We start from the raw sequence: 26,889 nt of genomic DNA, 5'->3' as shown, positions 1-26,889 counted from the left end.
CTTCCGCCATGAAAGGTAAAACCCAGCTTATTGCAGAGTTACGATCGGTCATAGGAAGGCTGGAAGCAGTACTAAGTTCCATTGATGAAGCCATTCTCTGGACAGATCACGAAGGTAGAGCCAAATGGTGTAATGACAGCTTTGCCAGACTGATCGACCTGAAACGTATTTTTATCATGACCAAGGAAGTCTCCTCCATCTTCCCGCTCAGCCAGCGCGGACAGGAGCTTCCGGCTGAAGCCCACCCGCTTTCCGTTGCCCTCCGCAACAAATCTTCTCAACAAGGTAATTATACCTTCGGACCGTCCGGAAAACCTTTCATGGTCAAAGTGCAATACCTTGAGACCGTGGACGGCCCGCCGACCACAATCATCATTGCCCGCGATTCTTCACGGGAAAAAGAACTGGCCGAATACCGTATTCAAGGGGCCGCCCTCTCTGCTGCTGCCGATGCCATTGTCATTCTGGATAATCTGGGACGCGTGCACTGGATCAATAAATCCTTTACCTCCATGACCGGCTATACTTTCAACGAAGTATACGGAAAGACTCTTAAAGTTCTAAAATCAGGCAGACAATCCCCTGCTTTCTATAAAAAACTATGGTCAACAATACTTTCCGGCAAACCATGGACTGGCGAACTCATAAACAAACGTAAAAACGGAAAAATATATTACGAAAAGCAAAGCATTACCCCGGTCCCGGACGCAGAAGGTAGAATCAGCAACTTCATTGCCATCAAAAGTGACATCACTGATAAAAAATTGGCCCAAAAATCTCTGGAAGACCGGGAAGCCAAACTCTCAGCACTTTTCAACGGTGTAATCGATGCCATTGTCACAGCTGATTCAAAAGGAGACATTCTCTCGGTAAACCCGGCTGCGGAAAAAATATTCGGATACGGGAGCGGAACACTTGTAGGGCAGAATGTCCGGATTCTTGTGCCGCCGGAATTCAGACCGAACCATGACAGCTTCATTAGAAGATACTTAAAAACAGGTGTCCCCAAAGTTATCGGGATAGGCCGTGAAATTGAAGCAGTCCGCAGTGACGGAACCCGCTTCCCCATAGACCTCTCCATAAATGAAATCCGTACTCCTGATGCGGTCATGTTCACGGCCATCGTTCGCGATATTTCCGAGCGCAAGGAGCAGGAAAGGCAATTACAGATGCTCAACGAGCAACTCGAACAGCTCGTTGATGAAAGGACCGCAGCCCTGACCAGAAGAACCGAGGAACTAACCAAGGAAGTGGCTGAACGCAAAAGGGCCGAGATGGAGACCCGTCAGAATCAAGAACTTCTTCGTTCACTGCTCGACGGAATCTCGGCAGCCTTTCTCATTATCGACGTTGAAAAACGGATAATAGCTGAAACAAATACTATTGCAGAAGAAATGTTCGGCATAAATAGAGGAAAAATGCTGGGCCGGAACTGCGACAGAACCTTTTCCAAACAAGGACAATATCTGCATGAGATATGCCCCAAGGGATACGAGGCGGACTCACCAAAAGAAACCATGATTATCGGCAGGGACGGCCACCCCGTTTCGGTTACCCGCCATGTGCTGCCCATCACCATCAAAGAACGTCCCCATCTTGCGGTTATTCTTTTCGATATCAGTGACCGCAAAAACCTTGAACGCAAACTAGAAATGGCCCGTAAACTCGAATCCATAGGCAGACTCGCTTCAGGCATCGCCCACGAAATCAATACTCCTATCCAGTATGTGGGTAACTCGGTCCACTTCCAGAAAGACGGTTTTGCCGATTTCATGAAAGTCCATAAGCTGGACAACCGCATTCTCGCAGAATGCCGCTCGGCAGGTCTCTTCCCGCAACTGCTGAAACAAAGGGATGAATTAGCCGAAGAGGAAGAGCTCGATTTCCTCATAGAAGAAATACCCAATTCATGTAACCGAGCGCAAAACGGAATCCAGCGTGTAGCCGGAATCGTACATGCAATGAAAAACTTTGCGCATCCCGGGCAAGAGGAAAAACAACCGGCAGACATAAATAAACTGATTGCCAACACTGTCACAGTTTCCCGCAATGAATGGAAATACCATGCGGATCTGGACATGCAGCTGGAGACACTTCCGCTGGTGAACTGTTTTCAAGGCAGCATCAATCAGGTCTTATTAAACATGATCGTAAACGCTGCCCATGCCATCAAATACAAATATGATGAAACAGGCGGAAAGGGCAAAATAGCCATCTCCACATATTGGAGCTACGATGACGTTTTCATTAATATTTCAGATGACGGCACAGGTATTCCTGACTCAATAAAAGACAAGATTTTCGAACCCTTTTTCACCACAAAACAAGTCGGGGAAGGAAGTGGACAGGGGTTGGCCATTGCACACGACATCGTGGTCAGCAAACATGGCGGAGCCATAGAGCTGGAATCCTTCCCGGGGGAAGGGACAACGTTCACTATCCGACTGCCTATCAAATAACAGGACAACACACTGTATTCTATGGCTATACAACTCAAATACTGACCGACAACCACTTTACAGGTATCTCTTTAAACCTAAAAAACCATTTATTTAATAGACCTTTTACTCTGATTTGTATTAATATCACACCAAAGCTTAAATTATACAGGTGTGTTGAGGTTTGTGCTGATGAAGCCGAAAATTCTCTTTGTAGACGACGATCCGAACATTCTCACTTCCTTTCGCAGCCTGCTTCGAAAGGAATTTAAAATTGATACTGCCGATCTCCCTGAAAAAGGTTTGCAGCTTTTTAAGGAAAACGGACCGTATCCTGTTGTTGTTTCCGACCTTAAAATGCCGGGAATGAACGGACTGGAGCTGCTTAACGAAATAGAGAAAATAAATAGCGATACAATCGGCATTATCCTGACCGGACATGCGGATATTCAGGCTGCAGTAACAGCCCTGAATCAAGGGCATGTTTTCCGCTTTCTGATGAAGCCCGCCGAACGTGAAACCATCAGCAGTGTGATAAATGCCGGACTGGAACAGCACAAACTCATCACCGACAACAGGGAAAAAGCGCGCATTATTCAAGAAGACCTGGCCGCTGCAGCATTCATCCAACACAGCTTCCTGCCTTCGAAAGCTTGTAATCTGGGGGAAATATGCCTGCACTGGCTGTTCAAGCCCAGCGACTATGTCGGCGGGGACATGTTCAACCTTGTGCAGCTGGATGAAGATCACAGCGCCTTTTACCTCATGGACATCAGCGGTCACGGTGTGTCCGCTGCCCTTGCCGCAATTTCTGTCTCCCGGCTGCTCTCCCGCTCTGACCATTTCACGGGCAGACAGGATACCATCATCTCACCCTCTGATATGCTCAGGCAACTGGAAGCGGACTTTCCTATAGAACGGATGAACAAGCATTTCACCATGTTCTATGGGCTGCTGAACAAAAAAGAGCAAACATTGACTTACAGCAGCGCCGGACATCTTCCGCCACTGCTGCTACGTGAGAACGGGCAGACAGAACTTCTTGAGAAAGGTGGAACCGTTATCGGATTAAACGTCGGTATTCCCTTTGAGCAGGAAACAGTCCCCTTCGCCGTCGGTGACCGCCTTCTCTGTTATACCGACGGCCTTTCCGAATATGAATCCCCGAGCGGAGAACAGTTCGGCGCCCCACGGCTGGAATCCTGCATTCTTAATAATTCATCAAAAGGATCTGACAGCCTGCTTGAGTGCATCTACAAAGAAATGCTGGAATTCGGCGGACACCGTCCCCTACAGGATGATGTAACCCTCTGCTGCCTAGAATTTACCGGGACGCAATCATGAACAGGTGTCCCCTGCCATATGACATATTCTCCGCGCTTGCACGGCGCATGGGAGAAAAAGCTGTCTCGCAACGGTTGCGGATGCAGGTTGAGCATGCAGCATCGTGGTTCGGTAAAGGATTCGGTAGAATACATCTCGAGAATCTGGATACTTTTGTAAATTTCGTGGACTGCTCCCTTCGCATCAGCCGAATGCGTGAACGCGGAAGACGCAACAGTCTTGATTTTCAAACAATCAAAAATGATGTCAGTGTTCCAGGACTCCCGCAAGAGCTTGATGGATTCAGGATACTGCACCTGAGTGACATCCATATCGACGGCTTCATCGACGGAGGAGAGACCCTTTTCTCCCTTGTTGCCCCCTTGCGATGCGATATCTGTGTACTGACCGGAGATTTTCGGCTGCTGACCCACCACAACCACAAACCTTCTGCCATAGGAATGTCCCGGCTGGTCACCAAAATATGCGCAAGGTACGGCATCTACGGCATTCTGGGCAATCATGACTTTCTTGAACAGGTCCCGGACCTTGAAGAAAGCGGGGTCCGCATGCTGCTCAACGAAGGGCAAATCCTCAAACACAATGGAGCGGAACTATTCATTGCCGGAGTTGACGACCCCCACTTTTACGGAACCCATGACTTAAAGCGGGCCTTTCGCTCCAGACAGAAGAACATCACGACGCTGCTGCTCAGCCACACACCGGAGATATATAAACAGGCAGCAGAACTCGCGGTTGATATCTATCTTTGCGGGCACACCCACGGCGGTCAGATCTGCCTGCCCGGAGGAATTCCGCTTATCACCCATGCCGTCTGTCCCCGCCAAATGACCAGCGGGAAATGGAACTACAAACAAATGAACGGATACACTTCTCGCGGGGCCGGATGTTCCGGCGTGCAGGCCCGGTTCAACTGCAGACCCGAGATCACTATCCATACACTGCACAAAACAAGGCCCCAGTCATGAAGCAACACCTTTTCATGAACCGAAGATTCAGTGCAGACTTAAAAAATCTGTCGATCAGCGCAAATATGGTTCGAGAGTGCCGCTCCGTCCTGTCCATGGATGAAAAAACAGGGCAGGAGGTTGATCTTGCAGTTTCCGAAGCAGTCTCCAACGCAATCCGCCACACAAGCCCTACGGAAAACTCAAGCGTCGTCCTGCGCTTAATTTCAGATAAACAAAAACTGATTATCGAAGTGGAGGACTATGGGCCGGGATTTGATTTCGAACTGATACAATCTCCTGATCTCGATATCCCTCAGGAAGGAGGCTACGGACTGTTCCTGATCAAACAGGTGATGAATGAGGTAAGATATGAACGCAGGCCGGACTGCAATGTTCTGACCATGGAAAAAGAACTTGCACCTCAAGGAGAAAAATAAATGGAATATCTGCTTGTTGTTCTCTCTGTAACCATGACCACACTGGGCCAGATTTTCCAGAAACTCGGAGCTATGCGCATCAAGGACGAGATGGAAACAGGAAAATCCATAATTGCCGCAGCAGCAAACATCCACATCATGCTGGGAATCGGTGCCCTCGGTCTGGGAGCATTCCTATGGCTCATGGTCCTCTCACGCATGGAGCTGAGCCTTGCCTACCCCATGATGAGTCTGGGTTATGTGCTGGTCACCGTCACCTCTAAATATTTCTTTAAAGAAGAAATCCCCATGCACCGCTACATCGGTATCGCAACCATCATACTGGGCATTGTCCTGATCTCAAGGAGCTAGACCATGAAGTCATATCTGCTTGTAGCCTGCTCAGTAATTCTCGGTGTTTTGGGACAACTTTTCATGAAGAAAGGTATGATGGCCCTAGGCCCGCTGGGAGAGCCGTCCATCATGACCGCCTTTGCAATTGTATTTCAGCCATGGGTTTTCGGAGGACTGGCCGCATACGGTATGGCAATGGTTATCTGGGTGGCAGTTCTCAGCCGTCTGGACCTCAGCTATGCCTATCCTCTGCTCAGTTCCGGATACGTCTTGGTGGCCCTTGGTTCATGGTGGATGTTCGGGGACCAGATTTCAGCTACACGTTGGGCCGGAATACTGGTAATTTCGGTTGGAGTAATACTCACGGCTAAAAAATGAGGATTCCCATGGTTGATGAAAATTTCGAATATTACCTCTCAGTGGTAATTCCTGCTTACAATGAGCAGGAACGCATTGCCGACACACTGTATACGGTCAAAGAATTCCTGGATGCGCAGCCGTACAGAAGTGAAATCATTATCGTTGATGACGGCAGCCGGGACTGGACCACCGAAGTGGTCAAGACCGTGGACATCTACAATCAGGAGATGAAAGAACAAAACGTAAGCGCCATTATGGAAAATGTAAAAAATGTGGGCAAAGGTTTTTCCGTTGCCCGCGGTATGCTACGGGCAAAAGGTAAATTCGTACTCTTCTCTGATGCCGATCTCTCCACACCCATCGGGGAAGTAAACAAGCTGCTGCCGGTCCTTGAAGCAGGATGCGACATTGCCATCGGCTCAAGACGGATGCCCGATTCCGAGGTGGAAAAGAAACCATTTTACCGTGACCTGATGAGCTTTGTTTTCAACTCGGTGGTCAGCCTTTTCGCGGTGCGTGGAATCAAAGACACTCAATGCGGATTCAAGGCATTCCGCAACGAAGTGGCTCACGAAATCGCGGACAAACAAAAACTATACGGATTCAGTTTTGATGTGGAGCAACTCTTTCTGGCCCGCAAGCTGGGACACTGCATCGAAGAAGTTCCTGTTAAATGGGAACATGCCGAGGGTTCCAAAGTGGACCCGCTTCGCGATTCCATCCGAATGTTTATGGATGTTATGCGTATCCGAATGCTTCACAAAGATATGTAAAAGGAGGAAAACCCATGCTGAAAGTTGATATTGAAACTATAAATGAAATTTGCATCGTCAGGCCGAAGACACACCGCCTTGACGCCAGCACCGCAGTTGATTTCAAAAACACCCTGCTAAAGCTGATAGAAGAGGGCAACCTGCGCCTGCTGCTTAATCTGGAAAAAGTTGATTTCATAGACAGTTCCGGACTCGGCGCAATCATCTCCGCTCTGCGTCAGGTGGGCGTAAAAGGCGACATCAAACTTTGCGACATTGCCGAACAAGTTGAAGAACTGCTGCGCTTAACCCGCTTGAACAAGGTTCTGGCAACTTTCCCCTGCGAGAAGGACGCGTTGGAAGGCTACTAGGCTTTTCGAATAAGCCTTTCGCATCAAGCATGGGACTTTTTATGTCACAGAAGCCAAGCTCGATAAAAAGTTTAGGAGAGTCCAGAGCACCCTGTCCAAAGAGTTCTCTGGACCTCGGAGAGGCTCCCGGCAGGGCGCCCCGCGAGGCTGCCGGAGGCATCCGTTGAAACAATTCTATTTCTCCGAATATGAACACAGAAAACCGTACCGCCCGGTTCCTTTCTCGGCTGGACGGCAGTTTCTATACCAGTATCTGGCAACCATCAATATTGCGATGGGTGTCTGGTATTTTCACTGGCGCTGGTTCTATTCATTGAACACGGAAGCTCTCTGGTTTTCCATCCCTCTGGCCCTTGCAGAGACCCTTGCGTTTTTGAGCACAACCCTGTTCATAGTAAACCTGTGGTCTCATAAAGACGAAACGGTCAAACCGCCGCCGGCCATGATCAGCGACATTATGGCTGAAAATGAAATGCCACCCGAAGACCGGAAAATCAGCATCGACATTTTTCTGCCGACCTACACGGAAGACCCGGAACTTGTGCGCTACTCCATCCGCGACACCAAAGCCGTGAGCTATCCGCATCCCGTGGATATAAAGATCCATGTGCTGGACGACGGCAAACGGGAAGAAATGCACGCCGTGGCCCTGGAGGAAGGAGTCAACTACATCACCCGTACGGATAACCGTGGATTTAAGGCAGGTAACCTGCGTAACGCCATGGAAATCACCCAAGGTGACATCATTATCATTCTTGATGCCGACACCCGCCCCTTCCCGGAATTTCTGGAACGGACCATGGGCTATTTCCGCAACCCGGATGTGGCATGGGTCCAAACCCCGCAATGGTTTTACGATCTGCCGGAGGGAGAAAGCCTTGAATCCCTTTTCAAACGGATACTCGGATCAAAGGCAGGTAAAATCGGAAACCTCATAGAACGTATCATCGGCAAGATTCACGTCGGCAAGGATATTTTCGGCAGTGATCCACGAATGTTCTACGACTGCATCCAGCGCAGACGCATGTTCTACAATGCATCATTCTGCTGCGGAGCCGGATCATTGCACCGCCGGGAAGCTGTTCAGAGGGGGGCTTTGCTGCGCTACGTCGATGAAATGGAAAACCATGCCCGCGAAGCCAGCAAAGACATGGAAGACCCGGAACTTGCCGAAGCTGTCCGTCTTGGGGCTGCCCGCGGTTTCATGACCGATACCGAGGTAACACCATACAAATACCACGTGTCCGAGGACATCTACACTTCCATGCTCCTGCACGCGGACCGCAGCCGGAAATGGAAATCCATCCACCATGCCGAAGTGCTTTCCAAGATGCTTTCCCCGCAGGACCTTGAAGCCTACCTGACCCAGAATTTCAAGTACGCGGGCGGAACACTGGATCTGTTGCGCCGGGATAACCCGGTGACATTGCCCGGCCTGGCTCTTGGACAACGACTGATGTATTTCGCTTCCACTTTTTCATATTTCGCGGCCTTCTGGATGATCGTATTCCTGATCACCCCGCCCATTTTTTATTTCACCGGACTGGTTCCGGTAAAGGGTTTCGACCTTGATTTTTTTATCCACATCCTCTCCTTCCAGCTGATCAGCCAGATTACGTTCATGCTGGGGACATGGGGAGTAAACACTCTCAGAAACGTCCAGTATTACGTGGCATTCTTTCCATTAAACATCAAAGCCATCTGGACGGTCATGAAAGGTAAAACCATTAAATTCAAAGTCACACCCAAAACAAGTTCCGATCAGGCAAGACTGGATCTGGTCAGGCCGCAACTGCTTATGATCGCGCTGAATGTAGCCGGAATCATCTGGTATCTGGGCCGCATGGCACTTGGCTATGAATACGACCTGATGGGTTTCATCATCGCCACCTTCTGGTCCTGCCTGAACATGTCCTCGCTGATGGTGATTGTCCGTGCCGCCACATGGAAAACTGACGAGAGTAGGTTGCTATGAGTCTCAAACAACAGATATTAGAAATGCGCAGTCAGATTGCGGTAATTCTGGGGTTGATAACCACCGGATTCATTATCTTTTTCCTGACCGACCTGAGTCACCTGCAGGAAAAAAGAGCCGTCATTGACCCAGACGAAAACGGACGGGCTGTGCTGGCAATGGAATTCAGCGACGATACCCCCAAACCGCCCATGCGCGATCTTTCCGCAGAAGAAATAGCAATGGCCCGCACGGCATGGAAATACTTTGAAACCAACTATAATAAAAATACCGGACTAGCTGATTCTGTAGCCGGATTCCATTTCACCACTCTTTGGGACACGGCGTCTTATCTGCTGGGGCTTATTTCGGTCCACCGTCTGGAAATAATCGATGACAGAGAATTTCATTCCCGCTTGGAAAAAGCTCTTGATGCCTTGGAACGTATCCCGCTCTATAACGGGGAACTGCCCAACAAGGCTTACGACACCAAGTCCCTGTCCATGACCGACTACCAGAACAAACCATCTGACACCGGAACCGGATGGAGTGCCATCGATATAGGAAGGCTCTTCGTTCCTTTGAATGTCATTCTTTATGAGTACAGCGAATACACCCCGCGGGTTCGCAAAATTATCTCACGCTGGAATTACACCCGCATGTTTAAAAACGGTGTGCTTTACGGGGTTACTTATAAAAACGGATCAGAACAGCTCAACCAGGAAGGACGCCTCGGGTATGAAGAATATGTTTCCAAATCCTTTGCACTGCTGGGTTTTGATATCAGCGATGCCTACAACTATCTGGACCATACCGGACTGGTCGAAATCGAAGGGGTCGAAGTACCGGTGGATGTAAGAACTTCCGCGCAATTCGGAGCGCATACCTATGCGCTCAGTGAACCATATATTCTGGACGGCATTGAATTTGGATTTGACCACTATTCCAGAGAATTCGCCTACCGCATCTACCTTGCGCAGGAAAAACGGTATGACAATGAAGGTATACTGACAGCCGTAACCGAGACTGCACTGAACGAAGACCCTTACTTTGTCTACAACACAGTCTACGGTGAAGGTAAAAAATGGGCCTGTATCACCTCCGAAGGCATGCAGTCTCCTGACTGGCGGACCCTATCCACCAAAGGGGCGTTGGGCTGGCACTCGCTGTATGAAACCGAATATACGCAAAAACTTGTGGATAAAGTTTCAACTTTAACAACTGAGGATAACGGCTTCTACGCCGGGATTTATGAGGATGACGGACGGGTCAATGCGGTTAACACCTGCAATACCAACGGGATTATCCTTGAAACCCTGTACTATAAAAAATTCGGCCCATTCCTGCGTATTCAGGGCAAGGGAGGGCTTTAAACACCGATGTCCAAAGGTTGTTTGTGGATGATTTTATGGGTGCTTTTTTTAAGCACCCCCTGCCACGCATCCGACCTTTATATGGATGACATCCCCGAACCGGGCCTGAAAAGGCTGTACAATGCAGATGAAAAGGACTGGAGTTTCTGGGATTTGCTGGAACGTTCTTTCAAAATTGATACGGAAAAATTCAACGGAAAAAGCTCGTTCGGAGAAATTCTGGCAAGGGAGGTTTCGGTCAACGTGGGCTACACAACTTCCATCAGAAGTGTGAAACAGTCCAACAAAGACGGTAACTCCCCCAAGGAAATCACCAAGCAGTCCTTTACCCAGACCATCGGGTTCAACGGCCTCTCGCCCTACTACGGCAGGTGGACTTTCTACGAATACGCGGACCCCAATTACCAGCAGGGGTACGAGCCGGATTTCAGCTACAGCTTCGGGGTGGCGAACTACGCTCCGGACACGTTGTCCATTGAATATTCCAACTATGGCGGAAACAGGCTCTCGCCAAAAGAGGGGGAAGATTTCACCGAACTGAACCACGGAACCATCACCACAACCTACAGATTCGAGGTTCCTGAAGGAATCGTCCGGGCACTGCACCCGGATGATGAAGCCCGGATACTCGGCTGGGCATCCTACAACCTGACCCCGGAATACCGGCAGGGCGAGTGGTGGAAACAATGGTTCGGACTGGGATTTTCAGTGCCCATCTGGGGTAACATAAGCGCCTGGGCGCAAGGCAACCTGTACCCGGATTCGTACCAGACAACTTCCGGGGACCCGGATTTCACTTACGGATTCGGCTATTATGACTGGTCACCGGGCGGCTTCATTCTGGCTTTTTCCAGCTATGCACCCAACGGCTTTCCATGGGGAGATCAGGATAAAGACGGAGACTTTCTGGATGGCTCGGTCTTCGTCGGCTACAACCTCGACCTTCAAGCCATCTGGGAATTTCTAACCGGCAGGGATAACGGAAGAAGAAGGGATAAACCAAGCAAAACAAGGCCCCCGTGGGGACCACGATATATGGAATGGTGAGTTGAGGATGAGAAATATTACCAAATTTGCTTTTATACTTATAATGCTGCTCTTTTGCTGCAGCTGCAAACTTTCCATGCTTAGCGGCAAAAATGATGCTTTTGCCTACCGTCCGGCAACATCAACAATTGACCCGCGCCGAGCACCGATAGAACCTTACACCACCGGAAACCAGACCATGCTGTTACCGGAAAAACAGCATGAAATGGCACGACACGCATGGCATTTCTTTACCCGCACGGTGTTCCCAGAAACAGGTTTGCCGCAAGGAGCTGTAGGCAGCGACACCCTGACCATGAACAACGTGGCCGGGTATTTTGCTGCACTAACCTGCGCCAAACGGGTCGGGGTGCTGGAAGATATCGAATTCCACGAGCGCATGACCAAACTGGTCACATGGCTGAACAAGATTAAACTGAATTCTCTGGGACTGCCGAACACATTTTACAATGCCCGGACCGGACAATCCATGAATGGTGCCAACCAACCCGGCGAAGACGGACACTCGGCCCTTGATATCGGTCGCTTGCTAATCTGGCTACGCATCGTGCGCAATGAATTCCCCACCCACGCCGCCGCCATCGACCGTGCGGTTATGCGCTGGAATTTCCGTAAAATCATCGATGCCGACGGTCTGCTTTACGGCTCCTATTACCGTGACGGCAAGCTTCATTCCTACCGCGAAGGGCGTTTCGGGGAATTGCAATACGCAGCCAAAGGTTTCGGGCTCTGGGGATTCAACATTGATGCTTCAATGCAGTCTACCAAGACCTCGCTGATCACCATTAACAAAATCCTGCTGCCTTTTGACAACCGCTATGCTGCCCAGCCGGTCATCCCCCGTCCGTATGGTGTACCGTTTCAACCCGGAGCAGTGACCACCGGTACTCCGTTCTTGGACGGCATGGTGTTTGACTGGAAAATACCCGAACCAACGGGCGCACTGAATGATTGGAATGTCGACCATAAAACCCGACAATTGTCCCGCGCTATCTATGAAGTTCAAAAGTCACGGTACACGATTCAGGGTAAACTGACCGCACGCACGGGACACAACCTTGACCGTCCGCCCTATTTCGTAATCGATTCAATTTTCGCACTCGGTGATCCGTTTGCAACCATGGACAAAGCCGGCAGCCCGCAGCCCAAGCAGGCCTGTATTTCCACGAGTGCCTCTTTTCAGCTCTGGACCATGTTTGAAAGTGACTACACAGACATGCTCATGGACAGTGTCGAGACCCTCTTTGACCAGTACGGCGGATGGTATGCCGGATTTTATGAAGAAGGAGGAACGACCAACAAAGCAATTTCCTTGAATGACAACGCCATTATCCTTGAATCCATAGCCTTTTTCCTTTCGGGACCGCTGTTCAAAGATAATCAGCAACCCGGCTACTGGGAATTGACCCTGCAAGACAAGTCATTCGAAAAACAAGGACTGCCTCCCGCAAAATACCAGCACCAGCTCCAGCCCATGCTGGACACCAGAAAAGCGGAGCCGCAGCCATGATCGCAAAGGCACTAAAACAGATACTATTCCTATGCGTTATCTTTACTCTGCTCGGTGCGCCTGTGCTTAACGCGGCGGGAATCAAACCGGCAACGCGTCAGATCCCGCGTCAGGGTCCGCTGACTGAACGGGAAATGGGCTGGGCCAGAACAGCATGGAGCTACTTTCAGAACAACGTCAACCCCGCCACCGGACTGGCCGGAGCACAGCCGAATTACTCCCCTTTCACCATGTGGGACCTTTCCGCACACATGGCAGCGATCCTTTCAGCCAATGAGCTGGGCCTGATAGATGATAAGGAATTCGATTCGCGCATACGCAAGATCATTTCATGGCTGAATGTCATGGAACTTTTCCGGGGCGACCTGCCCAACCAGTTTTATAGCGCGGACAATGGAGCCATGGTCGATTGGTCCAACCAGCCCGGTGCTCTCGGATGGTCCGCCCTAGACTTAGGGCGTCTGCTGATCTGGCTGCGCATCATCAAGGAACGGCATCCTGAATATGCCGAGCAGATCGACCGCTCGCTCATGCGTTGGAACTGGACAAAACTTCTGGACCGCACTGGGACCATGTTCGGTGCCAGTTATTACCAGCGAGATGAGAACAACCTCATCCACTACGCCGAGGGACGGCTGGGATACGAGGAATATGCCGCCCGTGGATTTCAGCTCTGGGGAGCAGACACCTCCGCCGCTTCCGCAATCCATCCATACTCAACCGTCACAGTCTACGGTGTTCCCATACCCTTCGATGCCCGTGACCCGGAAAACGAACACGCGCCCAACTTCGTTGTTACCGAGAACTTCGTACTCGACGGCATTGAGCATAACTGGGATCTGCCGGAAAACCGCAACACAAACGTGTACCGCCACACTGATCCCATGCAGGCCAAATTCGCGTGGGCAGTATACAAAGCACAGGAAGGCCGTTTCCTGAATACCGGGATTCTGACCGCTAAAACAGAGGATGCCGTGGATCAGGCCCCGTACTTTGTATACGACACTATTCTCGGGCACGGCAGACCTTATGCGACCCTGAGTCACGAAGGTAAGGCCATGCCGGAACTTGCCTGCCTGAACACCAAAGCGGCGCTCGGGCTGTGGGTTCTCTTCAAGTCCGATTACACCGACCTGTTGGCAGAAGTAGCTTCCACCATGTTTGAGCCGGGCAAAGGCTTCTACGTGGGCCGTTATGAAAAGACCGGAAAAATCAACCGGGCAATCACCATGAACGGTAACGGAGTCATCATGGAAATCCTGCTCTACAAGGCGCAGGGTAAACTGCTAAAATACAGCAACAAAAAAAGCTTCTGGGACAAATTTTTTGAAAACAATTCGCTGCCTTCCAAGGCCCTGCCGCCTTGGAAGTACCAGCCGTATATTACGATTCATAAGTATGATCCTTAGGGTGGCCTCCGGCGGCCCTGCCGGGAGCCTTAAACCCTTTTGCAAAAGGGTTTAAGAATCCCAAAACCTTTTACTAGGGCTTCGCCGGTTTTATTAAGGAAATGAACAGTAACATTTTTAATTAAACTAATAGGGATTCCAAAGGGGCTTAGCTCCTTTGGCCGCCGGAGGCGAAATGCGATTATTTAAGAGCGCGATAGCGCATCAAATTAATGCGTCGCAGATCCGCCGGAAGCATAATATGAGAATATACCTGACGACAATCTTAGTGATTTTACTGTTGCTGCTTTCTGGCTGCGGCGCTGTGTACGAGAAACTAAAATGCGGTTTCAGATTTGGAGATGACCGTGGCGATATTGTTTTGACCAATTGCCACCGTTTATCCGATCGCGGGCAATTGTTTGCCGAAGTTGCATGGACATATTTTGAGAAAAACTACAATCCGCAGACGGGGCTTGTTAATGCCGCAGAGAACTATCCATACACATCCATAGGGGAAATTGCAGGCTATCTTTCTGCGCTGATCTCCGCACATGAGATGGATATTCTTGACGAACGCCGTTTCTGCCAAAGGGTCGGAAAACTGGTGGAATGGCTCAATGCCATGGAGCTTTATGCCGGAGAACTACCCAATTTAATTTACAATTCACATACCGGGCGCATGGTCGGCTTTGATATGAAACCGGGAAAGGCCGGATTCTCTTCCATGGATATCGGTCGACTTTTGATCTGGCTGCGGGTGCTGAAAACCAAATATCCGCTCTTTGCGGAAGGCGTGGACCGGGCTGTGTTGCGCTGGAATTTCTGCATGGTCATCGACAAAGACGACACTTTGCGCAGCGGACGTTTTGTTAACGGCAGGACTGAATTTATCCACGAAGGACGGCTCGGCTGGGAAGGATATGCCGCTCGCGGTTACGAGATGTGGGGCGTAAATGTTAAATCCACCGTCCCCTCACCGCTGCGATACATTGAAATTTACGGTCACAAGATCCCTTACGACCCGCGTGATTCCATCACCACCGGAGTTCCGGTCTATCTCACCTCAACTCCTTTCCTGCTGGAAGGTATGGAATTCGGATATACGAAAATAGGTATGCCCGAAGAGCACCGCACCGGAAACGATGCTCTCGAACGCGGCAAACTGGCCCGTGGGATTTATGAAATTCAGGAAGAACGCTACCGTCGCGAAGGAATCATGACCGCCCGCAGTGAGAACGGAGTGGACAAGCCGCCGTATGCAGTCATCGGAACTATCACTGCCGAAGGAAAGCTCTGGCCGACGATATCCCGTGGCGGGGAGATGCATTACGATCTGGCCATGTTCTCCACCCGGGCAATCTTCGGTATGTGGGCAATCTGGAATACGGACTACACAAGATTTATCATGGCCGCGGCAGCCTGCTGCTTTTTTGAAGAAGGGCGCGGCTGGTTTGAAGGACGTTACGAAAAGAACTGGCGCATCAATAAAGTCATGGTTCTGGAAACAAACGCTGTAGTTCTTGAAGCCTTATTGCACAGACTGGACGGACCACTTGTCCGGGTTGCCAAGGAACCCAGCTATATCGATTTCTATCTGCGTAAAGAACTGCCGATGAGCGATTTTCCGCGCTGCCTGCCGGGCAGAGAAAGGGAGGACATATAATGTTAAGGTCCCTGCGCATAGCCATAATTATCCTGCTATTCACGGCCTCCGCAGCCAACGCTGCCTTCGACGGGCTTGGACAGCTGGTTTCAAGCCCAACTTTTGCCGAGGCCGTGGCGCTATATAAAAATGGCAAATATGACCCTGCGGCCCTGCTGCTGGATGATCTGGGCCGCAACATGCGCGGCATTTCACCGGAAGTCAGCGGACTGCTTTTCGTCATGGCGACCCGGTCCGCAGAAAATGCGGGTAATGCCAGAGCCTATGAATCATGGGGCATGGCTACCGCCCGTTTCGCAAGATCCGGCATGAGCTGGAAACAGGTGCGGTCCACTCTGGATCAACAGCTGGAAATGGCCCGTTTGGGCGCCAGCGGTTCCGCCGCTGTCGGCGCAGGACAATCTCCGGGCTTTGCCGGACCTGCCGCCAGCCTGCCCCCTGAAGCCGGACGCATTGCCACAGCTTGGAATCTTTTCGGCCTTAAACACTACGAACAGCCCGCTCCCGGACTACGCCGCGAAATGACTGCCGACCAGATATGGAATGATCTTGAAGACGGAGCACAGGCCCCGGTTACGGTTATCCCCTACTCCGAAGGTGTCTGGGGGCAGGCACAATCGTCGGGGAAATTGAATGAGCAGAATATTACCCCCAACCGGACTCCACAGCAGAAGAACTCAGCCACTCCTGCTCCTTCTGTTCCCAATGACCACAGCGCTGCTGCTGCAGCTGCCTCCTATGCTGCTTCAACACAGAAAGACAAGCCCGCAATTAACGAGCAATACATGCGCTCTGCACGCATCGCCTGGAAATATTTCCAGCGTAACTATCAACCAGCCACCGGCCTGTATAACGGTCTTGACCTTTATCCTATAACTACAGTCTGGGAAATAGGGACCTCACTTGCAGCTCTCAATGCAGCACATCATCTTGAAATTCTGACTGATGCGGAATTCAAACAACGCGCTGGTCTCATGCTCCAGACTGTTTCTTCCATGGATCTTTACAACAATGAACTCCCAAACAAACTTTATTTTGCCGACTCAGCCCGCATGGTCGGTGAAGACCAGAAACCGACATCAACAGGTATCGGCTGGAACGGGACAGATATTGCCCGACTGCTGCTCTGGCTGAAAAAAACAGCTGAACGACAGCCTGAATTCAAAGCCGCCACCGATAAAATTTTCCAACGATTACGAACCGAACGTCTTGTTAAAGACGGCAATATAACAAGCTTGTCCGTCTATCTGAATAAAGAACAGCTGCAGAAAGAATTAGGATTCGGCATGCCCTCATACGCAGCCGAAATATACAAGCTCTGGAATCTGGATGCATGGAAAGTCAGGGACTACGGTCCTCAGCTCGGCTTCAAGAAGATAATCGGCATTAATGTACCGTTCAACAAATCCGGTCCGGGTATTTCCTCGACCCCGTTCACCCTCATGCTTATGGAAATGGGCAGAAACGATAGCGAACAGGACCGCATGATCCGGTCCATTTACGAGGTACAGGCTGCCCGCTACCGGAAAACCGGCAAGCTAACTGCAGCCGGTATCGGACGTATCGACCGCAGCCCGTGGATAGCAGAAAGCACAATTGTCATCTCCGGCGGGAAAAAGGAATGGCAATGTGTCAGCAAGTATGCAGAGACCCCGTTACCGCTCTTCTGGGCATCCACCGCAACAGCATATTGCTGGGATGCTCTTTACAACACGGCCTACACCCGCAAACTGGTGCTGGAACTTTCTCCGCTGCATGACAAGGACAAAGGCTTCATGGCCGGGAAATATGATAACGGCGAAGTTAACAAAGCAATAACCCTTGAAACAAACGGATTAATTCTGGAAGCCGCAATGTATAAATAAATGGATATCGTCATATCGGACGGGTCTTTAAAATTATACACTTTTCAATGTACTTTTAACGAGTTGAGGACACCTCGTAGGTAGGAGATAAACCATGACATTCCGCTGTTTGTTTTTCGCATTCATTTTTGTTTTATTCTCCGGCTGCGCAAAATCACCAATGCCGGATACTCCGGTCACACTGACAATTTACGGAGACGTGAACCGCGTTTTCGAAACCAACAGTACAGACATAGGTTCCCTTAACGACTTCATGGAAATCCACCCGGAAATAAAGATTAAAGTTATCCCTGAATACAGTGAATGGACCATTCGCGAAGAATCTCTCCGCCTGCTGCGGGACCCCGAAGCGGAACAGCCTGACATCATTGAAATTCCCGGCAGTTGGGCATCTTCATTCGCTCAGGAAGGGCTGCTCATGCCCATAGGTAAATGGTTTAACGCTCTCCCGCGAAAAGAACGAATGGATTTTCTGCAACCCGCTGTTGTCGGCTACAAATACGGAGAGGAACTATACGGACTGCCCGCACTTATCGGGGTACAATACCTTTACGGCCGCAAAGACCTGCTCCCCGAATCAGGACTGCCCCAGACCCTTGAAGAACTGGTTGCCGCCACGCGCTACATCAATAAAAAACATAATATCCAAGGGCTGATCTTTCCTTCAAATGGCCTTAACCTCTATAAATTCTACTACACCCTACTCCAGATTGTGCTCGACGGTCAGGAAGAGGAAGACCGCCTTACTGCGCATATCGCCGCCTATAAAACATTCAAAATATTAATTCAGGAAAACCAACCGGACTATGAAAAATTCGACCATGTAGTAGCCGAAGGCGAATTCCGTTCCGGGCGTGCAGGCATGTCAATCAACGGGAACTACGTCTGGTATCTGCTCAGCCTTTCCAAAGGCGTAGGTTTCCCAGTTCACCCGGAACATGTCACTGTAGGGTTCCTGCCCATGCTCCAACCCGAAGCGCATAGGGTCAACCACATCTGGACCCGTGGCTACGCCATTAACAAACGAACCAAACACCCGCAGCAGGCCTTAGAGCTGCTTCACCATCTTACCTCGGAACGGGCTGATTTCATGCGGCTGAAAAATAAATACATCCTGCCCGCACGCAAATCCACCGAGCAATACGGTGAGAACCTGCCCGGCATGGCCCCGGAACCTGCACGGGCACTTTATAACCGAAGCAAAGGCGATCCCGGCGGACTGGAGCTGAACGAATCCCCGGAAAACTGGTATAATACAGCCAGCAGGATGCTTGATCTGATCAAATCAGCTCTTGCCGAAAACATGGAAACCCTGAAGTTCGCACGCAAAATGATGGAAATAGAAAAGGGAATACTCGACTAACTCCTGTTAATCAAACTACGCGGCGAAGCCCTATTAAAAAGTTTGGGAATCTTAAACCCTTTCCAAAGTGTTTAAGGCCGCCGGAGGCATCCAATGGCACAAGCTTCGAAGAACAACTACGCATTATGGTTAATCCTGCTCCTTGCAACAGTGCTGCGTGTGTACGGCATTGCAGATGAAAGCCTGTGGATCGACGAGGGGCAGACTGTCGCCTATGCCACCAAGAGTTTCGCGGAAATAGTCAAGTACTGCGCCCGCGATGTACACCCGCCGCTCTACCTGTTCATCATGCACATCTGGACCGAGATATTCGGTATATCAGAAACAGCACTGCGCATGATTTCAGCTATTTTCGGCATCATTTCAGTCCAACTGACCTATAAAATCGGGCTGCGCCTGATGAACCGCAACGGCGCGCTGCTCAGTGCTCTGTTCATGGCGGTATCCTACATGGGTATCAACTTCTCACAGGAAGCCCGCAGCTACACCATGTTGCTCTGCGCAATCCTCATGAGCAGTCATGGGTTACTGAAATTTATTGAACGGCAAGACAAATTCAATTTTGCATACTATGCCACAGCCGTAGCTTTGATGCTCTATACCCACACCTTCACCGTATTCATCATCCTCTTCCATCAAATCTACTACATTGTGGACTGGAGCTTCAGGCGCGGCGAAAGGATGAAACGCTTTACCAACTGGGTCGCGGTAAATATTGCAGCACTGGTCCTGTTCGGCCCGTGGATGTATTTCCTGCTGAAACAGGTACTGGCCAAGCTGGGCGGGGAAGGACCCGGATCATGGGTAATGGTTCCTGACCATATCACCGCCTATCGCACATTCATCCAGCTTGCGGGCGGAGTGTTTCCCCTCATGATCGCCGTACTGGCGGTGCTGGCTTTCGCGGCAGTCAAGCTTATTCCGGCCCTGCGCACTCGCTTCAGTACAGAGGATGAACAACCTCAAGAAGTGCGCAGCGCACTATTCCTTAGCCTGTGGTTCCTGTGTGCAGTAGTTACACCTTTTGCAGTCTCACTCATCCTTTCACCAATTTATGTGGAAAGGTACGCTATCCAGTTCCTGCCCGGATTCTGCATGTTTCTGGGCTTGATCATGTCCGGCTTTGCCCCACGTGGACTGCGCTATGCCGTTGCGGGCTTATTTATGCTCGCCACGGTTCACTCTCTATGGCTCTACTACACAACCTATGACAAGGAACAATGGCGGGAAGTGGCACATTTTATAGCTGAAAACGTCAAACCTGGTGATGCGGTAGTGCTTAGCGCACCGTGGATTTATGAACCTTTCACCTACTACCTGCCTGATGATGGCGACCCGAAAATCATTCAGGCCTTCAGCCACGTTGACCTGCGCGGGGAAACAGATAAATTCGGCACCATCTGGCTGGTTCAGGCCCATGAATTCTTTTCCGATCCCGGAGGAGAAATCCCGGCCATGCTTTCTGAAAACAGATTGATCAAGCAGCATAAAGACTTCAAAGAAGGGGTTAAGACCAATCCGATCCTAGTCCATTTCCAATCCATCAGGGCCACCAAATACGACGCCGGACGTATGCAGGAATACCTGCGCATCGGCAGTACTGAACCCGACGAAAAGAGCGGTGGCAAATCCCTTGTTTCCGGGCTTGCGGACAGCTTGATCGTCGACAGGCAAGACATCACCCCGACCGGTCAATTTTCATTTGCAACCGGTCCTGATTCACGCCTGCGCTACAGATTCGCCCTGAAGACAAAAGCCGGAGAAGGTGCTGTTTCATTCAGAATTCTTCCGGAATGGGAAAACAAAAAAACCAAACGAATGCTGTTCATGGGCAAAGGCCCCAAATGGGATAAGGGGTCCGTCTTCTTGGAACTGACCCCGGATAACCGCTTACAGGCGATATTCTTTAAAGACGGCTACAGCGGAATGGTTCAGGGACCGCCCATCGAGCTATCAAGGCAATGGCATTCACTAAGTATTGTCTGGGAACGTAAGAAAGCGATGATTTATGTTGATGGCAAAGAATACGCCATTGCCGGACTGCCGACACCGTTCCAGCCGGATTTCAAAACCCTGCATCTGGGCGCTGACCACCAAAACAACTTCCCGGCACAGGCTGAATTTGACGACCTGATGATTTTTCAGGCCCCGCTCAGCCCGGAAGCCACTGACGAGCTTCATGATACCGGTAAGGCTGCTCCGGTGTACTGGTACGACCTTGATCTGGCAGGGAAAAGGACTGCTGACATGCAGACAGAAGGATTGTCATCCGGCAAGAATCAATTCTTCACCGCTGTAACCCCGAATATAGATTCATCCGGCCCTGTTTCAGGTGAGATATCCTTCACCTTCATTCCCGAATGGTCCGGCGGAAATGGTAAGCAACGGGTTCTGCTGGCCTTCAACGGACAGGACTGGAACCGTGGTTCCATGTATCTGGAAAAGACCCCGCAGGACTTTCTCCAACTCATCCGCTGGGAAAAAGGCAAGCCCGCATGCGTAGTCGGTCTTGAAATCAAAGACTGGCAGAAAAGGGAACCGCACAAGATAAGCGTCTCCTGGAATACCGAGGGAATAGCGTTGACCATCGACGGCAAAGAACAAAGCGGAAAATGCAATCCGAAATCCATGTCCAAATTCAAATCACTTAGTATCGGTAACGATATTGGTGGCAACCTTCCGGCTGAAGGCAAGTTTGAAGAAGTGCGGATCAACTAAAAAGAAACGGGAAGCAGTTTCTACTGCTTCCCGTTGTTAAGAACAATGTCGATTCCCTCTGGAGTCCTTATCAACTCCGGATATGAAATGTTACCCGCCGTCTGATTTCTAAAATGGAAGACCAGCCTTAAACGATCCGTATGCTGTCCGATAACAACCTGCTCGATGAACCCGGAAACAAACTCCGTTTTTCTGGGCACTTCATAACGCCAGCGGCCCCGCAGGTCAGTAACCAGCCGTGCCGGTTTTTCCATACGGAAATATGTTACCCGGCCCACCTCGCGAGTAGTCCGCAGACGGGCCAAAAACTGCTCCCCGCTATGAGTAAACTCGATTTTATCCAGAAGTCCAACGCCGTCCGGTAATTCTTTGGCGGCAGTTGACTGCTTTGTGCTGTTCGCAGCCAGATCGGCCTGAATTTCCTCTTTAATTAACTCAGAGCTATTCGTCTGTTTCGTGGCATTATCCGCAAAGAACTGTTCCGCTTCGCGCTCTACCTTGTGCACTTCGCGCACAACTTCCCGGCGCACGGAGGCAATTTCTTCATCAGCCACCTGCATAAGACTCTGCGAGCCGTTTACCGCAATAGAATTATTCGCAAACATCCGCACCGGCTGTCTGAAATCGTAAATGAAGGAATCAAAATTACCCCAAACTGCCAGCACAAACATGCAGGACACTGCTCCCAGCCAGATCAGGAAAAGCAGGATGTAAAATCTTCTGTAAAAAACAGTCAGCACACCCGCCTCCTTACTGCTGCCAGCAATCGGTTATGAAGTTTGGAACATTCAAAGGCTTGATCTTGAGCAGCTCTATGACCGGGACTGCCCCGCTGAAGTTATAGCCGACCTTCACGTTGCTTACGCCCAGCCCCTGCAACCCTTTTTCCTGATCAGGGAAATCCTTGGGAGCAAAATTGACTTCGCCATTACGGAACTCGGACAGGAACTCGGCAAAACCGAGCTTGCCCTCGTAAGTCTTGACCAGATCAATACCCGGAAAACGAATGGTCAGGGTTGTTGTCCCGCATTCATCCGGCTTCCATTGGAAGGTCATCTTCTCGGAATAGTTGTAGTTAACAAGTTCCTGCTTACCGCTTCCGCACTCAAGGGAGAGGATGGTGGCGTAAGGCTCTTCAGTGGCGTTGGCATTCACCGAGGTGGGTATCGTGGACAGGCTGACCTTGTATTCAGGCTGTATCTCCTGCGCACCCTGCTCTCCGTCATTCAAGAAGACAAAGAAATCTTCACGGAACGGAAAAGGAATGCCCAGCCACTTCTGACTCTGCCATCCCTTTACTCCCTTGCTCAGGAAGGGCGCAGCACTACCGGAAGTAAACTTATCCACAATACCGCTCTTACCGAAGAGGGTGGTCCGCAATTTATCAGCAGGCACATGGGCTGTTTCAGCCAGAACCTTGCCTTCCCAAAGCTGCTGCAATTCGCAGGAAGCTTCCATGGTGATCACATAAACCATGAATTCCAACGGCCCGGCAACCAGATTCCAGAACATGCGCGTGCCCTGTCCACCGCCGCCCATGCGGGTCCGCAAAGCTGCCATGGCCCGTGTTGCGCCATCAACAGGGTTCTTTTTTACAGCTCCAGCCGGAGACTTGCTGTTCGCTCCGCTATCCCCGCCACTCTGTCCGGTGGAGGGATAAAGGGCCGCCGCGCTCTTAAATGCCGTCTCCTGACTGGTGGTGAATCCGGCCAGATCATTGAGTACCTGCATGTACTCATCAATCTGCTTGGCACTCTCCATACGGACTTCAATATTTTTAGCCATCCTGCCGCCCAGATCGGCTACGACCTTACGCAGGGAATTCTCAGCCTTCTGGGAAGACTCTGCGACTCCCTTGGCCTTAAGAGCCTTGTACTGGGTCAATACGATATTGAAATCGAAGAGGTCATTCACCCAAACCGGCGGTTCATTAAGATCCTTGATACCGGAAAACTCTACTTTCATCCTGGTCAGCAGTTTAAAGTACGGGTTGTCCGGATTAGCCATGACATGGGCCATGTTGTTGTAATCGTCTTTGGTCAACAGCTGCCGCTCACCCTCGGTGAAATGCTCGGAAAAAGAGTACCATGCCTGATAATATTGAGTGGCGTACCAGCTCCAGAAATCCTTTTCCCGCTGTTCAAAACCGGATTCATCCGGCATTGCCCGGCGTAATTCCGCCAGAAAGTCGGTCAGCATTTTATGTCCGGTGGTTGTGTATGCCGGAACAACATGGACCTCATTTTCAAAATCCAGTCGCGGCCCGCCCCAGAAATCGCGAAGGGTAACAGACTGCACTTCCGGGTTGGAATCAACCCAATCCACCAGCCATTTGAAATCAGCACCCTTAAGACTGAAGACCTTGCCCAGCCTTGCCTGCAAGAGCAACCGCTGCTCCCTGAAAGCTTCCTCGTTCCGGCCCCAGGCAAGATAGGAACTGTAGGTACTGGCGTAGTATTTCATCAAATCAGGATCGAAACCCTGCACAGCAAAGGACATAGCCTTTCCGGTCGGCAGTTCATAGGAGGCCAGCGGTTTGATCTTTCCGCCTTCCAAACGATTATCCAGCAGGTCGATGCGCCAGCCCAGCAGCTTGACAAAATCACTTATGACCTGCTCCGAAGATCCTGCATGCAGCCCTTCAATGGCCCGGGTCAGTTTATCATCCACCGGCTTTAGCAGTTCTGTCTCAAAATCCTCAGCGTAAAGCTCTTTGACTTCCTGCTCGGCTTCAAGGCTGGCATCAAAGCCCATTCTCGGAATCCACCAATTCGAATTAAGCTTGTCCAGATGATCAATCTTCTGGCGGAAACCTTCCATCTGCGCAATACGCTCATCAATCCTCTCGGAAAATTCAGGCGGCTTGGGAAATGCCGTAAACAAGTCATTAAGCACGCTTCGATTGCCCCAGAAAGACATGCTGAACAGGCCGCAGACAACAAAAAGCAGCAGCAACCAGACCAGCATCCCCAGATTCCGGGTCAGCAGCTTCCATTTCAAAAATTCGATAATAGGCGTGAACAGATTACGGTCACGGGTCAGCACTTTGGAAAAAAAGTCATGCAGGAACAGGCCCTGACGCGTTCCAGGTAATTTGGTCTGCACATTCTGCAAAGACGGCAGACTGTCCAGAAAGACCGAACTCTGTTCCCCGCTCTGCTCGCCGCTGGAAAAATAAATCCCCCGGAACAAGGGCTGTTCCTGATAGGGATTTTCCTCGAATACGCCGTCCGCAAAAGCGCGGATACGCGGCCGCAAACGGTCAAGCTCGTCGGCAAAAAGCAGGAAAGCGGGATCAAAACTATTTTCGCGGTCCAGCAGGGTCATGCGCAGTTCCCGCAAACGCTCGATCACCCCGGAAACAGCCTTATCCACAAATTGTTCCGGGTCTGAAAGCATGTCCTCGTTCGCCATGCCCATAGCCTGGGAATGGGCTTCGGCGGGCAGCATCTCGACCAGCCCCTTAAGCCCGAAGACCAGATCCATCTTGGTCACCAGCACATAGACGGGAAAACGCACGCCCAGCACACGCATCAGTTCATTGATCCGCCTGCGCAGACTGCGCCCGTATTCATGAAGGCTGTCCTCGTCCCCGGACTGCAAACGGTCGGCAGGCAGGGTGATTATCAAGCCGTTCAGCGGTTCACGCTTGCGATACTTGACCAGCAAGGTGAGGAACTTTTCCCACTCTTCCTTATCCCGCGATTCATCAATGGGAATGGCGTAACGTCCGGCAGTATCGAGGATGACCGCCTCTTCAAAAAACCACCAATCGCAGTTGCGGGTAGCGGAAACACCGGGAGTCGGACCGACGTCGGAAAGGATTGAAGTCAACCTGCTGCTGGCTACGGCAGTACTCTTGCCGGAATCGGATTCACCGAAAACCATGTACCACGGCAGAGCATAAAGAGGATTGCCATGCTTACGCAGATCGGAATTGCGCAGCAGATGCACGGCCTCGGTCCAGCGGGTCTGCAACTCCTGCAACCGCGAGCGTTCGTGCAAAGGAGCAGCTGCAATCGCCGAATCATCCTGATCCACAATGCGCTTGACGAACTGTTTCTCCCGCCTGCGCAACAGCCACTTGCGAATAAAAAAGAAAGCGGCAACCAGCCCGATAATCCCGCCGAACAGGCAGGCCCCTGCCCACCACGGCCAGCCCGCATAAGTAACAAGGGCATAGGAAGCTACTGCCGCCAGAACAAACAGCAGCACAATAAATATGATCTTGAGCAGATTGAGTAGGAACTTCTTCATGCTTTCGCCTTTTCACCCCTTGATAATCAGCCGAACCAAAGCTTCAGGCTGTGCTCAAGCAGAACCTTATAAGCCAGATACATCCCGCCGCAGACCAGCACGGGCAGAATGAAAAAGATTAGTGAAACCGGATCAAAAATACGCCCATAGCAACATTTGCGCGGGGCTACTTTACCGCTTCCGTAAGATTGCGGAAATGCCGGCCCGCCGTAGCTTTCCAGCCCTCCGGGAATGCGCTTCACACATTCCCGGCGCAATTCATCAAGCCTCTCCCCACCGGATTCGCTGAAGTATTTCCCGGTATAGCCGAGGGAAAGGCAAAGGGCGTAAACTTCCAGCACTTCACTCAGACCGTTACTGCTGTCCGCAACAACTTCCCCTTCTTTCTCCATATCAGCAAAGAGACTCTGGTCCGTCACACCGTTATTACGCTTGAAAAGTCTGTCCAGCCGCTCGAAGAACTCCTCCCCCGCATTGGCTGTGCCATAAAATTCCCGCTGCAGGGGATGTTTCAACCACTCGTTTACACCGCTCCACTGCGAGACAAGCACAGCCTCATCCGCCCATGCAAAAACAGCAAAACGGGCCTCGTCATAAAGTTCTTCGGAAATATCAATCCTGTCGCTGCGGTCATCCATGCGGTTGATCAGATTCCCGACATCTTCGCGCACCTGTACATACTCGGCCCCAACCATTTCTGCCGATCCGGTCAGGAGCCTGATGTAGGTGAAGAGCTCAAGGAAACAATCTGCAAGATGCATGG

The 26,889-nt window shown here is 50.7% G+C and carries 20 protein-coding genes; 17 read left to right on the top strand and 3 right to left on the bottom strand.

Features of this window, described 5'->3' with window-relative positions; translation table 11 throughout:
- Nucleotides 1–8 precede the first annotated feature (8 nt).
- From ACNI29_RS09090 to ACNI29_RS09010, 17 genes are all read left to right on the top strand, one after another.
- Entirely contained in the window at nt 9–2,459 is a 2,451-nt protein-coding gene (locus ACNI29_RS09090; protein ID WP_419781890.1) for a PAS domain S-box protein, read from the top strand.
- Between the two features lie 171 nt (nt 2,460–2,630).
- Complete coding sequence (locus tag ACNI29_RS09085) at nt 2,631–3,782, top strand: SpoIIE family protein phosphatase (RefSeq protein ID WP_419781889.1); 1,152 nt, start codon at nt 2,631–2,633, stop codon at nt 3,780–3,782.
- Nucleotides 3,779–4,750 carry a metallophosphoesterase gene (locus ACNI29_RS09080; protein WP_419781888.1) on the top strand — a complete coding sequence of 324 codons (972 nt, stop codon included), beginning with the start codon at nt 3,779–3,781 and terminating at the stop codon, nt 4,748–4,750. Before ACNI29_RS09085 ends, ACNI29_RS09080 begins: the two co-directional genes overlap by 4 nt.
- Nucleotides 4,747–5,169 carry an ATP-binding protein gene (locus ACNI29_RS09075; RefSeq protein WP_419781887.1) on the top strand — a complete coding sequence of 141 codons (423 nt, stop codon included), beginning with the start codon at nt 4,747–4,749 and terminating at the stop codon, nt 5,167–5,169. The genes ACNI29_RS09080 and ACNI29_RS09075 overlap by 4 nt, the downstream gene beginning before the upstream one ends.
- Complete coding sequence (locus ACNI29_RS09070) at nt 5,170–5,520, top strand: EamA family transporter (RefSeq protein ID WP_419781886.1); 351 nt, start codon at nt 5,170–5,172, stop codon at nt 5,518–5,520.
- Between the two features lie 3 nt (nt 5,521–5,523).
- Nucleotides 5,524–5,880, top strand: a complete 357-nt coding sequence (locus tag ACNI29_RS09065; protein ID WP_419781885.1) for a DMT family transporter — start codon at nt 5,524–5,526, stop codon at nt 5,878–5,880.
- Between the two features lie 8 nt (nt 5,881–5,888).
- The gene (locus tag ACNI29_RS09060) at nt 5,889–6,635 is read left to right on the top strand and encodes a dolichyl-phosphate beta-glucosyltransferase (RefSeq protein ID WP_419781884.1); all 747 of its coding nucleotides are present in this window, start codon (nt 5,889–5,891) and stop codon (nt 6,633–6,635) included.
- 14 nt (nt 6,636–6,649) lie between these two features.
- On the top strand, nt 6,650–6,985 hold the full coding sequence (locus ACNI29_RS09055) for an STAS domain-containing protein (protein ID WP_419781883.1): 336 nt from the start codon (nt 6,650–6,652) through the stop codon (nt 6,983–6,985).
- 163 nt (nt 6,986–7,148) lie between these two features.
- Entirely contained in the window at nt 7,149–8,960 is a 1,812-nt protein-coding gene (locus ACNI29_RS09050; RefSeq protein ID WP_419781882.1) for a glycosyltransferase, read from the top strand.
- Nucleotides 8,957–10,312, top strand: a complete 1,356-nt coding sequence (locus tag ACNI29_RS09045) for a DUF3131 domain-containing protein (RefSeq protein WP_419781881.1) — start codon at nt 8,957–8,959, stop codon at nt 10,310–10,312. The genes ACNI29_RS09050 and ACNI29_RS09045 overlap by 4 nt, the downstream gene beginning before the upstream one ends.
- Before the next feature lie 6 nt (nt 10,313–10,318).
- Nucleotides 10,319–11,359, top strand: a complete 1,041-nt coding sequence (locus tag ACNI29_RS09040) for a hypothetical protein (RefSeq protein ID WP_419781880.1) — start codon at nt 10,319–10,321, stop codon at nt 11,357–11,359.
- A gap of 7 nt (nt 11,360–11,366) precedes the next feature.
- Nucleotides 11,367–12,869: a DUF3131 domain-containing protein gene (locus ACNI29_RS09035; protein ID WP_419781879.1), complete on the top strand. Its 1,503-nt coding sequence runs from the start codon at nt 11,367–11,369 to the stop codon at nt 12,867–12,869.
- The gene (locus tag ACNI29_RS09030) at nt 12,866–14,278 is read left to right on the top strand and encodes a DUF3131 domain-containing protein (RefSeq protein WP_419781878.1); all 1,413 of its coding nucleotides are present in this window, start codon (nt 12,866–12,868) and stop codon (nt 14,276–14,278) included. Before ACNI29_RS09035 ends, ACNI29_RS09030 begins: the two co-directional genes overlap by 4 nt.
- A gap of 241 nt (nt 14,279–14,519) precedes the next feature.
- Entirely contained in the window at nt 14,520–15,923 is a 1,404-nt protein-coding gene (locus tag ACNI29_RS09025) for a DUF3131 domain-containing protein (RefSeq protein WP_419781877.1), read from the top strand.
- A complete protein-coding gene (locus ACNI29_RS09020; protein ID WP_419781876.1) occupies nt 15,923–17,788 on the top strand; it encodes a DUF3131 domain-containing protein in 1,866 nt (621 codons plus the stop codon). The genes ACNI29_RS09025 and ACNI29_RS09020 overlap by 1 nt, the downstream gene beginning before the upstream one ends.
- A gap of 94 nt (nt 17,789–17,882) precedes the next feature.
- Entirely contained in the window at nt 17,883–19,151 is a 1,269-nt protein-coding gene (locus tag ACNI29_RS09015; RefSeq protein WP_419781875.1) for an ABC transporter substrate-binding protein, read from the top strand.
- Nucleotides 19,152–19,244: 93 nt separating this feature from the next.
- Nucleotides 19,245–21,869, top strand: a complete 2,625-nt coding sequence (locus ACNI29_RS09010; protein WP_419781874.1) for a LamG-like jellyroll fold domain-containing protein — start codon at nt 19,245–19,247, stop codon at nt 21,867–21,869.
- Nucleotides 21,870–21,889: 20 nt separating this feature from the next.
- Here the strand turns inward: ACNI29_RS09010 and ACNI29_RS09005 are convergent, their stop codons facing one another.
- Genes ACNI29_RS09005 through ACNI29_RS08995 form a run of 3 tightly spaced genes read right to left on the bottom strand, consistent with a single transcriptional unit; the run spans nt 21,890 to nt 26,887 of the window.
- Nucleotides 21,890–22,609 carry a hypothetical protein gene (locus tag ACNI29_RS09005; protein ID WP_419781873.1) on the bottom strand — a complete coding sequence of 240 codons (720 nt, stop codon included), beginning with the start codon at nt 22,607–22,609 and terminating at the stop codon, nt 21,890–21,892.
- A gap of 10 nt (nt 22,610–22,619) precedes the next feature.
- Nucleotides 22,620–26,126 carry a type VI secretion protein IcmF/TssM N-terminal domain-containing protein gene (locus ACNI29_RS09000; RefSeq protein WP_419781872.1) on the bottom strand — a complete coding sequence of 1,169 codons (3,507 nt, stop codon included), beginning with the start codon at nt 26,124–26,126 and terminating at the stop codon, nt 22,620–22,622.
- Nucleotides 26,127–26,152: 26 nt separating this feature from the next.
- The gene (locus ACNI29_RS08995) at nt 26,153–26,887 is read right to left on the bottom strand and encodes a DotU family type IV/VI secretion system protein (protein ID WP_419781871.1); all 735 of its coding nucleotides are present in this window, start codon (nt 26,885–26,887) and stop codon (nt 26,153–26,155) included.
- Between the last annotated feature and the right edge of the window lie 2 nt (nt 26,888–26,889).

It is taken from the genome of Maridesulfovibrio spiralis (SeqCode), assembly GCF_048571135.1.
GTDB classification, from domain to species: domain Bacteria; phylum Desulfobacterota; class Desulfovibrionia; order Desulfovibrionales; family Desulfovibrionaceae; genus Maridesulfovibrio; species Maridesulfovibrio spiralis.
This window is presented reverse-complemented; position numbering and strand designations above follow the sequence as displayed.

Bases quoted from the DNA above. Each gene is read 5' to 3' on its own strand.
- ACNI29_RS09090 (WP_419781890.1), top strand. From the start codon at position 9: ATGAAAGGTAAAACCCAGCTTATTGCAGAGTTACGATCGGTCATAGGA.
- ACNI29_RS09085 (WP_419781889.1), top strand. From the start codon at position 2,631: ATGAAGCCGAAAATTCTCTTTGTAGACGACGATCCGAACATTCTCACT.
- ACNI29_RS09080 (WP_419781888.1), top strand. From the start codon at position 3,779: ATGAACAGGTGTCCCCTGCCATATGACATATTCTCCGCGCTTGCACGG.
- ACNI29_RS09075 (WP_419781887.1), top strand. From the start codon at position 4,747: ATGAAGCAACACCTTTTCATGAACCGAAGATTCAGTGCAGACTTAAAA.
- ACNI29_RS09070 (WP_419781886.1), top strand. From the start codon at position 5,170: ATGGAATATCTGCTTGTTGTTCTCTCTGTAACCATGACCACACTGGGC.
- ACNI29_RS09065 (WP_419781885.1), top strand. From the start codon at position 5,524: ATGAAGTCATATCTGCTTGTAGCCTGCTCAGTAATTCTCGGTGTTTTG.
- ACNI29_RS09060 (WP_419781884.1), top strand. From the start codon at position 5,889: ATGGTTGATGAAAATTTCGAATATTACCTCTCAGTGGTAATTCCTGCT.
- ACNI29_RS09055 (WP_419781883.1), top strand. From the start codon at position 6,650: ATGCTGAAAGTTGATATTGAAACTATAAATGAAATTTGCATCGTCAGG.
- ACNI29_RS09045 (WP_419781881.1), top strand. From the start codon at position 8,957: ATGAGTCTCAAACAACAGATATTAGAAATGCGCAGTCAGATTGCGGTA.
- ACNI29_RS09040 (WP_419781880.1), top strand. From the start codon at position 10,319: ATGTCCAAAGGTTGTTTGTGGATGATTTTATGGGTGCTTTTTTTAAGC.
- ACNI29_RS09035 (WP_419781879.1), top strand. From the start codon at position 11,367: ATGAGAAATATTACCAAATTTGCTTTTATACTTATAATGCTGCTCTTT.
- ACNI29_RS09030 (WP_419781878.1), top strand. From the start codon at position 12,866: ATGATCGCAAAGGCACTAAAACAGATACTATTCCTATGCGTTATCTTT.
- ACNI29_RS09025 (WP_419781877.1), top strand. From the start codon at position 14,520: ATGAGAATATACCTGACGACAATCTTAGTGATTTTACTGTTGCTGCTT.
- ACNI29_RS09020 (WP_419781876.1), top strand. From the start codon at position 15,923: ATGTTAAGGTCCCTGCGCATAGCCATAATTATCCTGCTATTCACGGCC.
- ACNI29_RS09015 (WP_419781875.1), top strand. From the start codon at position 17,883: ATGACATTCCGCTGTTTGTTTTTCGCATTCATTTTTGTTTTATTCTCC.
- ACNI29_RS09010 (WP_419781874.1), top strand. From the start codon at position 19,245: ATGGCACAAGCTTCGAAGAACAACTACGCATTATGGTTAATCCTGCTC.
- ACNI29_RS09000 (WP_419781872.1), bottom strand. From the start codon at position 26,126: ATGAAGAAGTTCCTACTCAATCTGCTCAAGATCATATTTATTGTGCTG.
- ACNI29_RS08995 (WP_419781871.1), bottom strand. From the start codon at position 26,887: ATGCATCTTGCAGATTGTTTCCTTGAGCTCTTCACCTACATCAGGCTC.